12 protein-coding genes are annotated in these 13,760 nt (G+C 60.7%); 4 read left to right on the top strand and 8 right to left on the bottom strand.

Annotated elements, in window-relative coordinates; all coding sequences use genetic code 11:
* Positions 1-96: 96 nt before the first annotated feature.
* The 8 genes from AB8841_RS01180 to AB8841_RS01145 all read right to left on the bottom strand — a co-directional run bounded on the left by AB8841_RS01180 (position 97) and on the right by AB8841_RS01145 (position 8,735).
* A complete protein-coding gene (locus tag AB8841_RS01180; RefSeq protein WP_370434059.1) occupies positions 97-1,347 on the bottom strand; it encodes a CaiB/BaiF CoA transferase family protein in 1,251 nt (416 codons plus the stop codon).
* Entirely contained in the window at positions 1,347-2,513 is a 1,167-nt protein-coding gene (locus AB8841_RS01175) for an acyl-CoA dehydrogenase family protein (RefSeq protein WP_370434058.1), read from the bottom strand. Before AB8841_RS01175 ends, AB8841_RS01180 begins: the two co-directional genes overlap by 1 nt.
* A gap of 29 nt (positions 2,514-2,542) precedes the next feature.
* Positions 2,543-3,325 (bottom strand): SDR family NAD(P)-dependent oxidoreductase, encoded by a 783-nt coding sequence (locus AB8841_RS01170; protein WP_370434057.1) that lies wholly within the window; start codon positions 3,323-3,325, stop codon positions 2,543-2,545.
* Positions 3,326-3,331: 6 nt separating this feature from the next.
* Entirely contained in the window at positions 3,332-4,942 is a 1,611-nt protein-coding gene (locus tag AB8841_RS01165; RefSeq protein ID WP_370434056.1) for a thiamine pyrophosphate-binding protein, read from the bottom strand.
* 83 nt (positions 4,943-5,025) lie between these two features.
* Positions 5,026-6,465, bottom strand: a complete 1,440-nt coding sequence (locus AB8841_RS01160; RefSeq protein ID WP_370434055.1) for an aldehyde dehydrogenase — start codon at positions 6,463-6,465, stop codon at positions 5,026-5,028.
* A 46-nt stretch (positions 6,466-6,511) separates the two neighbouring features.
* On the bottom strand, positions 6,512-7,498 hold the full coding sequence (locus tag AB8841_RS01155) for a 2-hydroxyacid dehydrogenase (protein WP_370434054.1): 987 nt from the start codon (positions 7,496-7,498) through the stop codon (positions 6,512-6,514).
* A gap of 116 nt (positions 7,499-7,614) precedes the next feature.
* Positions 7,615-8,145, bottom strand: coding sequence for a chromate transporter (locus AB8841_RS01150; RefSeq protein WP_370434053.1), 531 nt, complete (start codon positions 8,143-8,145; stop codon positions 7,615-7,617).
* Positions 8,142-8,735 (bottom strand): chromate transporter, encoded by a 594-nt coding sequence (locus tag AB8841_RS01145; protein ID WP_370434052.1) that lies wholly within the window; start codon positions 8,733-8,735, stop codon positions 8,142-8,144. Before AB8841_RS01145 ends, AB8841_RS01150 begins: the two co-directional genes overlap by 4 nt.
* A 208-nt stretch (positions 8,736-8,943) precedes the next feature.
* On the opposite strand from AB8841_RS01145, the gene AB8841_RS01140 reads away from it, so the two are divergent.
* The 4 genes from AB8841_RS01140 to AB8841_RS01125 all read left to right on the top strand — a co-directional run bounded on the left by AB8841_RS01140 (position 8,944) and on the right by AB8841_RS01125 (position 13,097).
* Positions 8,944-9,837 carry a LysR family transcriptional regulator gene (locus AB8841_RS01140; RefSeq protein ID WP_370434051.1) on the top strand — a complete coding sequence of 298 codons (894 nt, stop codon included), beginning with the start codon at positions 8,944-8,946 and terminating at the stop codon, positions 9,835-9,837.
* Between the two features lie 203 nt (positions 9,838-10,040).
* Entirely contained in the window at positions 10,041-10,997 is a 957-nt protein-coding gene (locus AB8841_RS01135; RefSeq protein ID WP_370434050.1) for a Bug family tripartite tricarboxylate transporter substrate binding protein, read from the top strand.
* Positions 10,998-11,032: 35 nt separating this feature from the next.
* Positions 11,033-11,584 (top strand): tripartite tricarboxylate transporter TctB family protein, encoded by a 552-nt coding sequence (locus AB8841_RS01130; protein WP_370434049.1) that lies wholly within the window; start codon positions 11,033-11,035, stop codon positions 11,582-11,584.
* A 10-nt stretch (positions 11,585-11,594) separates the two neighbouring features.
* The gene (locus AB8841_RS01125; protein ID WP_370434048.1) at positions 11,595-13,097 is read left to right on the top strand and encodes a tripartite tricarboxylate transporter permease; all 1,503 of its coding nucleotides are present in this window, start codon (positions 11,595-11,597) and stop codon (positions 13,095-13,097) included.
* Positions 13,098-13,760: the final 663 nt, after the last annotated feature.

Below are 13,760 nucleotides of genomic sequence, written 5' to 3'. Positions count from 1 at the left end.
TGGGACCCGGTTTTGCGTGAAACGATGCTCAAGACCATAGACTGACAGCGTCGGGGGTGAGTTCGATTTCACGTCCGACGCTGTAGATTTCCTGGATCAGACTACGCCTTCACGGCGAAGTTGTTCGAACTCCTGTTCCGACAGACCCAGCCTCTCGCAAAAAACCTCTCGGTTCTGGGCTCCGAGCGGACTGCTCGGCTCAAGGTGCATGGGTGGCACCCCCTCGTACCGGATCGGGCTGTTCTGCACGACGATGCGGCCATATTGCGGATGATTGATCCATCGCAAACTGCCGCGGGCATGCATGTGCGGATCGTTGATGACCTCGCTCAGGTCGCGAACCGGCGCGTGAGGAACACGATGGGCGAGAAGCCGTTCGACAAGCTCAGCCTTCGTGTACTGCCGGGTCCAATCGGTGACGAGCGCATCGATATCGTCGATATGCGCCACGCGCGACTTGAGATCCTGGAAACGGGGATCGCCCTTCAGGTCCTCGCGATCCATCGCCTTCAGCAAGGCATGAAAGTGACGGTTGTTGTTGCAGATGATGGCCACATGCCCGTCATTGGTCGCGTAGACGTTGTACGGCGCTTCCGCCAACCCTCCATGCCGGTTGCCGGTCCGCACCGGCACGTTGCCGCCGTTACCGTGATAGAGCGCAAGATTGGAGCTCAACGACGCATAGACGGCCTCCTGCATGGAAACCTCGACCAGGCGCCCTTTCCCTGTCTTTTCCCGCTCATACAATGCCGTGGCAATGCCGGCATAGAGATGGATGCCGGCGAAGAAGTCGCAGAGTGCAGGACCGGACTTCACCGGAGGGTTGTCAGGAAAGCCGGTGATGCTCATGATACCGGACATCGCCTGAACGGTGATGTCCATCGCCGGATAATCGCGATAAGGCCCCGAGCGGCCATAGCCGGTGCTGGAGGCGTAGATCAGGCGCGGGTTTTCGGCCTGCAGCACCTCAGGCCCGATGCCGAGCCGCTCTGTCACGCCCGGAGCGAAATTCTCCACCAGCACATCCGCTGAGCGGACCATCTGCAGGAAAAGATCGCGTCCGCGCTCGGCCTTCAGGTCGAGCGTCACCGATTTCTTGTTGCCGTTCAGCATGGCGAACGGCAGAGCGGCCCCGCCGAGAGCAGCGCGCACCCGGAGATGCTCGCCGCCATGCGGCTCGATCTTGATGACCTCGGCTCCGGCCATCGCCATGAGGAAGGTGGCGTAGGGACCATTGTAGATATGGGACAGGTCGAGGACCACCAGACCAGAGAAGGGATAAGCCTGATGAGCCGGTGCTGCCGATGCCTGCACCCCACCTCCAGCATTCCCATATGCCATGCTCATCAGAACGTTCCCATTCCCAGAAAACCGTCTACCTCATCGAAATCCGCCACGATCCTCTTGCCGACGAGATCCTTGAGCGTTTCCGTCGTGCCCCCGCCGAGGGTACCGTAGCGGGCCCCGCGGTAGAGTCTCGACACGGCGTACTCGTCCGTGAAGCCGTATCCACCGTGGACCTGAATCGCCTCGCTGGTCACGCGGATCGACATCTCATTGCAGTACATCTTGGCAAGAGCGGCCTGATGCGGATCCGGGAACGGATTCGCGCTCGCACAGGCCCGGTAGAGGATGCTGCGCCCGACCTCGATGTCACGATACATCTCGGCAAGCTTCCAGCGCATTCCCTGGAAATCGCCTATTCGCCGACCGAAGGCCGTGCGTCCTCGGACATAGCGCACCGATTCCTCGAACGCGCCTTCCGCGAGTCCGAGCGAGATGCTGGGATTGAGGCAACGCTGCGTGTTGAAGGCGGAGAGAAGCTTGCGGAAGCCGTCCTCCCGTATCACCACGTTCTCGAGGGGGATCTCGCAATCGTTGAACTGCACCTCCGCCAGGTTCTCGCCGCCCATCGTGTGGTAACGGGCCGTGACCTCAAGACCCGGCGTACCCTTCTCGATGAGAACGCAGCCGATGCCCTCACGCCCCGGCTGATTGTCGATACGGCTGAAGATGACGAAAGCGGCGGCCTCGTCCACGCGGCTGATGAGCGTCTTCACGCCCTTCACGATGGCCTTGTCGCCTTTGATGGTGGTGTTCGTGCGATAGTTGGCGACATCCGTACCGGCATGCGGCTCGGTCATGCAGATCGCCAGGATCGCATCGCCGCTGCAAACGGCCGGAAGGATGCGCCGCCTGAAGGATTCGGGAGCATAGGTCGAGATGATGCGGGTCTGCGACCCCACTTCGCCAAGGACCGCCATGGCGGTGACATAGCACCCTTTGGCGATCTCCTCGAGCACCAGCGCCGTGTCGAAGACGTTCATCCCCGAGCCGCCGTATTCCTCGGGCACCGCCATGCCGAGAACCCCGATTTCCGCGAGCCGGCGGATATTCTCCCACGGGAAGCTGCCGTCCATGTGGCGCTGGGCTCGTCCCTTGAACTCGCCCTGCGTGACCTCACGAATGGTGCCGACGATGCTGCGCTGCTCGCTGGTGAGTTCGAAATTCATGACGACATGATCCCCCTTTGTTTGAATGTTCATGTGACCGGACACAAGCCGCCATCGACATTGATGGCCGTACCGGTCACGTATGATGCGGAATCCGATGCGAGGAAGCAGGCCACATTGGCAAATTCCTCGGGCTCCCCGAACCGTCCAAGCGGCACGGGACGCGCATGCGGCTCAAGGTACTTTTCGAAAGGCATGTCCGGTGCATCGCGCCTGTGCCGACCCGCCCATTGCCCGCTCTTGATGACACCGACGCAGAGAGCGTTGACGAGGATGTTCCACGGCGCGAGCTCCTGGGACATGACCTTCGTCAGGGTGATTCCAGCGGAACGGCTCAGGGTGGTCGGAGCACTGGCAGCCTTCGGAGCTTTCCCATTAGCGCTGACCACGTTGATGATCCGCCCCCAGCGCCTCTCCTTCATGCCCGGCACGACCTTCTGGGCGAGGTTGACGGCGGCGAAGAGCTTCAGGTCCATGTCGGCGATCATGCCGTCCCGGCTGAGCTCCTCGAAACGGCTGCGACTTGAGCTGCCCGCGTTGTTGACGAGGATGTCGACCGCACCGAACTCGGCGACGATTGCGGCGACAACCTCCTCCACACGGCAGTTGTCGGTCACGTCGCAGGCAAGCCCCGCGACTTGGCCGACGGCATCCCGACGAATGTCCTGCACGGCGACGTCCAGAACCTCCTCGCGCCGGGCCAGGACAGCCACATGTGCGCCCGACCTTGCGAGGCGGGCCGCAATCGCCTTTCCGAGGCCCTCGCTGCCTCCGGTGACGATTGCGGTTCTGCCGGTGAGATCGATCAGCATCGCCGATCAGAGCTCACGCAGGGCGTTGAACTGATCGACATAGCCGGATCCGTCGATCCTGACGCCGATCACCGTCGTCCGGCCGGTTTTCAGGGCGGCGCCGAGCGCGTCCTGCAAGCCGTTATCCGTATCGACCGTGACACCGTCCGCTCCGAAGCCCTGGGCCAGCTTCTCCCAATCGCAGCCACCGACTCCGACACCGTGCAGCGGAAGGCCCTTGATTTCCTGCTTCACGCGGATCAGCCCAATCTGCTGGTCGTCGAGAACGACGACAATGATGGGCAGGTTCTCGCGAACCGCCGTCTGGAGCTCGGCGACGGCCATCAGGAAACCACCGTCACCGGTGAAGGCGACGACCGGGCGATCGGGGTGAGCAAGGCGCGCGGCCAATGCGCCGGGAACCGCATATCCCATCGAGCCGAGACCGTTGGAGGTCAGGAACTCGCGAGGTCCGTAGGATTGCCATTTCTGCACGACCAGGAGACGGCTTGCTCCGGCGTCACAGGTCGCGATGGTGTCACGCGGCAGGATGGCGCGCGCAACCTCCATCGCCCGCTGTGGCGAAAGTCCCGTGCTTGGGGTGTTGAGGGCATCGGTGACATCCTGACGGAAAACGGCCGCGGCCCTCTCGCCCCAGCTGCCTCCGCCCGCGCAAAGGTCGGTGAATTTGTTCATGAGGAGCTTCAGATCACCGATCACCTCGATCTCGGCCGGCACGAGTGCGTCAAGAGAGGGAGTGCTGGAAAGAGCCACGAGAGGTGTCGTGTAGGGCCAGGCCTTGGGCTGCAACTCTACCCCGTCCAGACCCACCGTGATGATCAGGTCCGCTTCGCTCACGAGCTTGCGCTCGATCAGGCCGCCGATGATGCAGCCGGCGCGCAGAGGATGATCCTCCGGGATAGCGCCCTTGCACTTGGACGTGACGAGAACCGGCGCACCGAGCTGCTCGGCGAGCGCGACGAGTTCGCCCGACGCTCTGGCCCACAGCACCCCGAGACCTGCGAGGATGATCGGCTTGCGGGAAGCCCGTACCCGATCAACGATCGGCTTCAGGGCAGCTGCATCCGGCTCCGGATACACAAGATTCGGCATCAATGGCGGCTCCGCCAGCAGAGGTGCGGCCTCCTTCGTCGTCTCGCTCTGAGGAATGTCGAACTGGACGGGCCCGGGAGCGGGCGCCGTCGCCGTGCGCATTGCGCGGCGAAGCTGCTGGCGGATCGTCCGCGCGTCGACCGTCGTTCCCCATTTAACGAGGGGCGCATAGACTGCGAGCTGGTCGATGCGCTGGCGCAACCCGACTTCGTGAGCCGGCTGCGAATAGCGGTCCGTGAGAAGGATGAGAGGAGCGCGGTCAAGAAACGCGTGCGCCGCACCGTTCACCATATTGGCAGCGCCGGGGCCGCGCGTCGACAGGCAGACGCCCGGAGATCCCGTGATCTCGCCCCAAGTCGCCGCGAGCATAGCGCCGGCCGTTTCCTGTTTCATCAGGATGAAGCGCATGTCACGCTGGCGCGCAGCCTCCATCAGCTCGACGGACTCGCCGCCAGGGTGCCCCACGAGAAACGGGGTACCGGCTTCCTTGAAAGCATCGGCCATCACTTCAACGGTCGTCGACATTCATAATCCTCCCGAATTTTAGCGTGCCGCTTTCTCAAGCGGGCAGGTGTGTAAGGTTCGTTGTGTTTGGCAGGCAGGCTGCATCAGCCCACGTGCCAGTAGAGACCCTTCGGCTCCATGTAGGTCCGCATCCCGTTGAGCCCCTTCTCGCGACCCAGCCCGCTCTGCTTGAACCCACCAAAGGAAGTCGAAATCGATGTTTCCTTGTAGGTATTGATCCAGACCGTTCCGGCCTGAATCGCGCGCGCCACGCGCCAGGCTTTCGCGAAGTCGCTCGTCCAGAGGCCAGCCGCGAGACCAAATTCCGTGTCGTTGGCCTGCTCGATCAGATCACTCTCGTTGTCGAACGGCAGGACGACGGCAACGGGCCCGAAGATTTCCTGCTGGCAAACCCGTGACTGGTTCGTAACGCCACTGATGACGGTCGCTGGATAGTAAGCGCCATTCCTGAATGCCTCCCCGGTCGGCAGATCTCCGCCGACGAGGACTTGGCCGCCCTCCTCACGTGCCAGTTCGACGGCCCGGGCGACGTGATCACGATGGTTGAAGCTTACCATCGGCCCCATTCGCGTCGAAGGATGATCGGGAGTCCCGAGCGTGTAGCCCTGCGCGGCAGCCTGGAAGGCTTCCATGAAGGGCTGGAAGATCGATGCTTCCACGAAAACACGGGAGCCAGCGATGCAGGATTGGCCTCCACCCGAGAAGATCCCATCGGCGACGCTCTTCGGCGCCTTCCTGAGGTCAGCATCCGCAAAGACGATGTGAGGCGACTTTCCGCCGAGTTCGAGCACAACCGGCTTAAGGCGCCGTCCAGCCGTCGCCGCGATGGCCCGTCCGGCGGACGTCCCGCCAGTGAAGCTCACCATGTCAACGCCGGCGTGCTCGACCAGGGTTCGCCCCACATCGGCCGCGCCGGTCACGACGTTCACGACCCCGGCCGGGAATCCCGCTTCGATGGCTAACCGCGCATATTCGAGAGCAATGCGAGGCGTCACCTCCGACGGCTTGAGCACGACGGTGTTTCCGGCGGCAAGAATAGGGGCAAGCTTCTGCGCTTCAAGCGTCAGCGGCGAGTTCCAGGGCGTGATTGCAGCAATCACTCCAACAGGCTCGTATACGGTCATGGTGACACTGGGGCCGCGCTGGGTCGTAAGCTCGCTTTCGAAAGTCTCGCAGGCGGCGCCATAATAGCGAAAAGTGGCTGCTGCGCTCTTCGCCTGAGACAGGCATTCCGCAAAAGTCTTACCGTTATCTTCCATCTGCACACGGGCAAGACGCTCGACGTTCGCGCCCACAAGATCCGCCATGCGGTAAAGAAGAGCAGCACGCTCATGGTGCTTCAGCCCGGCCCAAGCCGGGTTGCCCAATGCCGCCCGTGCAGCCTTTACGGCGTCATCAATATCTGCAGATCCCGCACCGGCGATCCAGGCGACCTCAGTTCCGTCGCTAGGATTCACCGAGACGAAGGGCGTTCCCTGCCCTTCCCGCCATTGATTGCCGATCATAAAGGGATGCAGATCCATATCGTTTCTCCTGTTCGGCAGCGTGGAGCTTTCCATCGTCGTGACGTCACGCTGCCGACCTGCGCGGCGCCTGCACCAAGTCCTGTGCGGGGATATCCTCTCCGGAAAGAAAGAGCTGCGTGTTGCGCACGGCCCGCTCCACGACGGGCTTGAAGTTGTCGATCGTGCCACCGGCAGTATGCGGAGTGACGACGGTCTGATCGAGACGGAGCAAAGGACTCCCGACCGGTGGCTCCTGCTCGAAGGCATCGATACCGGCCGAAAAGACGTGCCCACTGACGAGCGCATCGTGCAGAGCGGTCTCGTCGATGAGGCCGCCGCGAGCGCAGTTGATCAGGGTCGATCCAGGTTTCATTCTCGCAATGCGCGCCGCGTCGAAGATCCTGGCCGTCTCCTTCATGAGGGGGAGATGGAGGGACACGATGTCCGACTGCGCGGTCAACTCGTCGAGGGATGCGTAAGTCACATGCAGTTCCCGCTCGAGTTCAGGGCTGGCTCGCCTTGGATCGAAGTAGAGGACGTTCGCGCCGAATCCTGTGAGCAGCTTGGAGACGGCCTGCCCAATCGCGCCGAAGCCTACAATTCCGACAGTTTTGCCGTTGATCTGCCGGCTCACTCCGCGCGCAGTCTCCTTGTCCCAGCCGCCCGCGCGGGTCTGTCGATCGAGGAGCGGAAGACGCCGGCACGCTGCAAGCATCAGGAGAAGCGTATGCTCCGCCACGGGAATCGAATTCCCGGCCTGAAGACGCGCCAAGCCGATTCCGCGTGCAGCACAGTGGTCGAGATCGATCCGGTCGATACCGGCCCCGAGCTTCTGAATGAACCGCAGGCGCGGTGCCGCATCGATGAGCGAAGCAGGCATTGGCGCAGCCATGACGAAGACGACATCCGAATCGCGAAGTGCTTGCGCCTTCTCGTCGATGTTCTGTCCCTTGGCGATGCTGAGCCGCCATTCAGCGGGGATTGCAGCCTCGATTGTCTCAATGCTCTTTGGGTGGAACGGGTCGATGATGCCGATTGTCAGCGTCGCCATTATTCAGGCCCTTGCATCAGGTTGATGACTGGCCTGGAGCATTCAATCGAAGGGGATCAACGTCCAATCATTAAGTCGCAGCTGATTATTAATTCGATTTATGACGAGCGAAGGCCTCAGAGGATACCTCCGGCGCCAACTCCTCCCGCAAGTGCGAGGAGCCACAAAGGGTTGACCCGTGTCGTCAGCATCACGAGGGCTGTCGTGATTGTAATGATGTAGCTGAAAACGCTCTGAGCGGATGCGGCTGTGAGAAGCCACGCGCTGGCGATCATCAGGCCCGTCGTCAACGGGACAAGCCCGCTTCGCAGCACTCTGAACCATTTCAGATGCTGCCACTGGGTCGACAGGCGCGTCACCACATACGCGATGACAGTTGCCGGACCGCAGATTGCGATCGTAGCCAGGAGAGCGCCGACCACCCCGGCGACCTGCCAGCCGATCAGGGTTACGAAGATCACGTTCGGCCCCGGAGCCGCTTGGGCGAGCGCGAAAAGAGCGGTGAACTGTTCGTTCGTCATCCATGAATGGTCAAGGACCACGAAGCGATGAAGCTCAGGGAGAATGGTATTCACCCCGCCTATCGCTAGAAGAGACAGGAGCGAGAGGTGGAGGACGAACCCCCACAGGCTGTCATTGCCGCTCACGATGCCTTCCACCAGATCCAGAGGACGCTGACAGGGGCCATGATGGCGAGTGTCCAGACGAGCGGTAGCTTTATGATCACGATCGCACCAAAGACAAGAGCGGAAATGGCGATGGTGCGCCCTGAGCGGAGCACCGGCCAGGCTATCTTGATCGCCATTGCGACGACGAGCCCGGCGGCTGCGGAAGCAACTCCTCGGAAAGCGTTCGCAATGGCAGGAAGATCGCCGTAGCGGGTGTAGGCCGCCCCCAGGCAGAGGACGATCGCGATGGGAGCCACCATCATCCCCAGGAACGCGGCCGTGGCGCCGATCGCACCCGCAAAGCGCGCCCCGACATAAATGCTGATGTTGACCACGTTCGGACCTGGAAGCAGCTGAGAGAGTCCCAGCACCTCCGTGAATTCGGCGGGAGAGAGCCAGCGGCGCTTGTCGACCAGCATGTGGCGGACAAAGGGGAGAACGCCACCGAAACCCGAGAGTCCGACCAGCAGAAACGCCCAGAACAGGTCACGCACACTGACCCGTGGTCCCGATGCCTCCTGCATCGTTGCCTCGCCACCGAGCCTCAGCTTGCTGCTCTTCGTGTCCATTCTGTACGGCTTCCCTCCACCGCACCGGCTATCTTGCAGCACCGACAAAAGACAATGCATCCGGCATGGGCGCAGCGCATCCACGCCGGAGTTCCGGACGGTTGATCATTCGCACGATCCATATCAATGTCTAATTACTTATCCGAGCACGATCATAAATCCTGATAATGTACGGCCCGGGAGAATTTGAGGAGAGGAAGCAGCGAGAATGATGAACCTTCGACAGATGGAGGTCTTCAACGCCATCATGGTGACCGGTTCAGTCACCGGAGCCGCGCAACTGCTCAATGTGACGCAACCTGCCATTAGCACCGTGCTGAAGCACTGTGAGAGCCGGTTGAAGATGAAGCTCTTCCAGAGGGTCGGCGGTCGGCTGCAGCCGACCAACGAGGCTCATGCCATCTTCCCGGATGTCGCCGAGATTTTCGGCCGGATCGAAGCCGTGGGACGGCTTACCCAGGACTTGGTCGGCGGCCGGCTCGGCACTCTTCCCGTCGCTGCGGCTTTTCCCATTGCCAACGGCTACCTCGCAAAGGCTGTCGCGACCTTCGTGGCAAAGAGACCTCAGGTGCAATGCACCCTTCAGTCGCTCACGTCCCCGCAGGTTCTCGACCGGGTGATCAATCGCGAGGTCGAGATCGGAATCGCGCACGAACCGATCGTCAGTTCGGCGGTGGACACGGAGGTGCTCATGAGCTGGAGCATCGCCTGCGTCATGCCGGAAGATCATCCTTTAGCCAACCTCGAAGAGGTCAACATCAAGGACCTCGCTCCTTATCCCATCATCACATACCTGCCCCAGATCGTCTTCCGCCCCTATGTGGACCGCGCGCTCAGCGAGGCAGGGATCGCGCCTACTATCGTTGTCCAGGTGAGCGTCTCCCTGACCGGCATCATGCTCGCGCGTTTCGGCGCAGGCATTGCGCTCGTCGATCCCCTCCTTGTGAGCGCGATGGGCATTCCGGGACTTGTCGTCCGAAACCTGAACCCACGCATCGAAGCCAAGACCCTGCTCATCCGACCCAAGGCCGCTCCTCAATCAGTAGTCGTGAATGACTTCATCGATCATCTCAGACAGACGGTCCGGGAGGAGCATCTGTAGAAGCCGGCTTTATGGCTGACGGTGGATTTTTTATTCGACAGGCTGTCTCCGTCAGCTTCTCATACCACCATTGGCATAGGAGGGGGGCGCTAAACCTCCGTCCCACAAAGCCTCAGAATCGATGCAAAGACATCGGCGAACCCTGCGCAATGCAAGAGCAGCGTTCGCAATAACATATCATAAAGTCGTTACGGAGGAAGATCATGAAGTTCGCCAGATACACTCTTACAGCAGCGGCAATGACGTTCGCGACTGCGGCTTTCGCACAGCAATTCCCGACAAAGCCCGTTACTCTGGTCGTTCCATTCGCTGCGGGGGGATCGAATGACATCCTGGCGCGCCATCTGGGAGATAATCTCGGCAAGATGTGGGGGCAGCCGGTTGTTGTATCGAATATGCCCGGCGCAGGGGCCGCTATCGGATCCGCCCATGTGTCCAAGGCGTCTCCGGACGGCCATACGTTGTTGATCGCGTCTGTGACCTTCACGATGAACCCGGCCGTGCAACAGAATCTGCCGTTCGATCCGGTCAAGGGCTTCAGGCCGGTTGCCATGATCGGCAAGGTCCCGCTGGTTTTGGTGGTTGGAAAATCCGTACCGGCCAAGAACGTTCAGGAGTTCCTGAAAACGGCGAAGGCCAAAGAATTGACCTATGCCACGTCGGGCGTCGGCACTGTCAACCAATTCGGAGCAGAACTCTTCGCGCAGAGCGCCGGGATCCAGATGGTGCCAGTCCATTACAAGGGCGGTTCGGAAGCCATGACAGATGTGATCGGCGGGCATTCGGACCTTTTCATGAGCAGCATGACTCAAGCCCTGCCGCTCATCCGTGGCGGTCAACTGCGAGGGCTGGTTGTCACCAGTGAGCAGCGCGCCAGCGTCGCTCCCGAAATCCCAACAGCCGCGGAGGCAGGGGTCAAGGGCGTCGATGTCGAGCAATGGTGGGGAATTCTCGCGCCAGCCGGCACCCCTGATGGGATCATCAACAAGATCAATGCCGACATCAACAAGGTCCTGGAAACAGAAGCGACCAAGGAATTCCTTGCTCGCGATGCTGCCCGGCCGACACCGATGTCCGCGGAAGCCTTCGGCAAGCTCATTCAGGACGAGCTCCAGAAGTGGCGCACGATCGCCGAGAAGGCCAACATCCAGGCTCAATAAAATGCCACGCAAATCCAGCCTGCGCACATGTAAGTGTGCGGCACGCCAAGGCTGTGCTGCACGCGGCGCTCGCCTGCTTTTTCTTCAAGAGCGGAGAGGACGACTATGCGTCTTTGGGTAATGCAATGAAAATCGTGCGTCAGAAAGACTTCTCCTCGGGCCTTCTGTACATCATACTCGGGGTCGCATTTGCCGTCGCTTCCTATGGATATCGGATGGGAACTGCGTCCCGGATGGGGCCCGGCTACTTTCCATTCTGGCTCGGCGTCCTCATGGCTGTCATCGGTATAGTGGTCGCCCTCGGTGCCATTCGGCTCGATGCAGAGCCTCAGAAAATGGAGCACTGGGCGCTCAGACCTCTGTTCATCATTCTTGCTTCGGTCCTCGTGTTCGGTCTGTTGCTTGGCACCTTTGGTCTCGTGCTCTCCACGATTGCCCTGATCATCGGATCAAGCCTTGCAAGTCATGAATTTACGTGGCGAGCGACACTCATCAATACAGTCGTCCTGATCGTCTTCTCTCTGGTCGTTTTCGTTTACGCGCTGAACCTCCAGTTCCCAGTTTGGCCAACATTCATCGCAGGCTGAGGAGGTTACAGTGGAATTGTTCGACAACCTGATGCTCGGATTTGCGAGCGCTCTCACACTTCAAAACCTTTTTTATGCGTTCGTCGGTTGTTTTCTGGGAACCCTGATCGGGGTGCTGCCCGGGTTGGGTCCGCTGGCCACGATCTCGATGCTCCTCCCCTTCACATTCGGACTGGAACCTCTGTCCGCATTGATCATGCTATCCGGCATTTACTACGGCGCAGCATATGGCGGATCGACAACGGCTATCCTGGTCAATCTGCCGGGTGAAACCTCTTCAGTGGTCACGGTGCTGGATGGATACCAGATGGCACGACAGGGGCGCGCGGGCGTTGCGCTGTCGACCGCTGCTCTCGGTTCATTCTTCGCCGGCTGTGCTGGAACACTGATCCTGGCAGCCTTCGCGAAGCCTCTCACGGAGTTCGCATTCGCATTCGGTCCGGCGGAGTATTTCTCGCTCATGACCATGGGTCTGGTTGGTGCGGTCTCCCTCGCATCGGGACCGCTCCTCAAGGCAATCGGAATGATCGTGCTCGGGTTGCTGCTCGGCCTCGTAGGAACTGACGTTGCCTCGGGTGTGATGCGCTTCACCTTCGGACTGCCGCAACTCTGGGAGGGGGTTGACTTCATTGTGATCGCGGTCGGTATCTTCGCCTTTGGCGAGATCATCGCCAGCTTGGAGCACAAAGAAGTCCGAGAGGCTTACACGGGCAAGATCACTAACCTGTGGCCGTCACTTTCCGACTTCAAGCAGATGATGCCGGCTGTGATGCGCGGTAGCGCCATCGGCGCGGCTGTTGGCGTACTCCCCGGAGCAGGCCTATCGCTGTCCTCCTTCTTTGCCTACAGCCTGGAAAAGAAAGTTTCAAAGACGCCCGAGAGGTTCGGGAAAGGCGCGATCGAAGGCGTTGCCGGCCCTGAAGCGGCCAACAATGCCGCAGCGCAAACGGCATTCATTCCGACGCTCACCTTGGGCATTCCCGGAAGCGCGACGATGGCGCTGATGCTGGGAGCGATGATCGTTCACAACATTCAGCCTGGTCCCCAGGTCATGACCAGCAACCCTTCCCTGTTCTGGGGTTTGATCGCCTCCATGTGGATTGGCAACCTGATGCTGGTGATCCTGAACCTACCACTCGTCGGCATCTGGGTGAAGCTCCTCACAGTTCCCTACAAAGTGCTTTATCCGGCTATTCTGCTGTTTTGCTGCGTCGGCGTCTATTCGGTGCAGAATTCAGTCTTCGACCTGTTCCTTGCGGTTGGTTTCGGATTCTTCGGCTACGCTCTCAAGAAGCTCGAATGTGAACCGGCACCGTTGCTGCTCGGCTTCGTGCTTGGCCCGATGATCGAGGAGAATTTCCGGCGAGCCATGGTGATCTCCAAGGGGGATTTCTCAATCTTCATTCATCGTCCTATTTCGGCGATTCTCCTGGCAGCAACCGCTGTCCTCATCCTCGCCGTAGCCCTGCCAGCCATCCGCAACAGGCGCGAGGAGGCATTTCAAGAGAGTTGAGAGCACCGGCTTAACGAACGGATGCCGGTGCCGTCGGAGATGTGATGGACTTTTGAAAGGGCGGCGTAGTCTTCGGGTGTTGCAACCCACCCGCTCGGATTCGGGCGTTGGAGCGCTCCGGTCTCGCCGGAGACCACGCCATGACGGTCCTTAGCAGCAAGACCCATCCGACGCATTTGGCCGGCCAGCCAGAGGCTCGGGCGAGGGTGGCCGCTTGGCAGATTGGGTGATCACGTTCCTGGTCACAAACTGCCTGACGGAGGTGCGCAGGGTGGATGCTTGCGGAGAGGAGTTCCGTTGATGATATGAAGGTTCGGGAGCCTGCCTTGCTGGGAGAGCGTCTCGATCACGGAACTCCAGATGCGATGACCGTCCGACCTTCAGGGCCTCATGGCCTCATGCACATCGGAGAGCCCTCGAAACGAGACAGGTCGGCGGTCGGTTGGCAGAACGCAGGGCGGCCATGCGGACCACAAGGAATCGCCCTCTGGGGCTCGACGGCGGGCAATGGTCGCGGCCCCAACGGCAAGCCGAGGGCGACCAGCAACTCCTTGCGAACCTGGAGATCTGCCTTCCTGGAAGGGTCGGGAGGGCTTTGGCCATCGATCATAGCGTTCGAACCGTCTCGCCTTTCTGTTAGACACATTCTGTTGTTCGGCACTC

Origin of the sequence: Microvirga sp. TS319 (assembly GCF_041276405.1) — a bacterium.
In the GTDB taxonomy this organism is placed as follows: Bacteria; Pseudomonadota; Alphaproteobacteria; order Rhizobiales; family Beijerinckiaceae; genus Microvirga.
This window is presented reverse-complemented; position numbering and strand designations above follow the sequence as displayed.

Excerpts from the sequence above, each read along its gene's own strand:
- AB8841_RS01180 (WP_370434059.1), bottom strand. The coding sequence starts at position 1,347 with ATGAGCATGGCATATGGGAATGCTGGAGGTGGGGTGCAGGCATCGGCA.
- AB8841_RS01175 (WP_370434058.1), bottom strand. The coding sequence starts at position 2,513 with ATGAATTTCGAACTCACCAGCGAGCAGCGCAGCATCGTCGGCACCATT.
- AB8841_RS01170 (WP_370434057.1), bottom strand. The coding sequence starts at position 3,325 with ATGCTGATCGATCTCACCGGCAGAACCGCAATCGTCACCGGAGGCAGC.
- AB8841_RS01165 (WP_370434056.1), bottom strand. The coding sequence starts at position 4,942 with ATGTCGACGACCGTTGAAGTGATGGCCGATGCTTTCAAGGAAGCCGGT.
- AB8841_RS01160 (WP_370434055.1), bottom strand. The coding sequence starts at position 6,465 with ATGGATCTGCATCCCTTTATGATCGGCAATCAATGGCGGGAAGGGCAG.
- AB8841_RS01155 (WP_370434054.1), bottom strand. The coding sequence starts at position 7,498 with ATGGCGACGCTGACAATCGGCATCATCGACCCGTTCCACCCAAAGAGC.
- AB8841_RS01145 (WP_370434052.1), bottom strand. The coding sequence starts at position 8,735 with ATGGACACGAAGAGCAGCAAGCTGAGGCTCGGTGGCGAGGCAACGATG.
- AB8841_RS01140 (WP_370434051.1), top strand. The coding sequence starts at position 8,944 with ATGATGAACCTTCGACAGATGGAGGTCTTCAACGCCATCATGGTGACC.
- AB8841_RS01135 (WP_370434050.1), top strand. The coding sequence starts at position 10,041 with ATGAAGTTCGCCAGATACACTCTTACAGCAGCGGCAATGACGTTCGCG.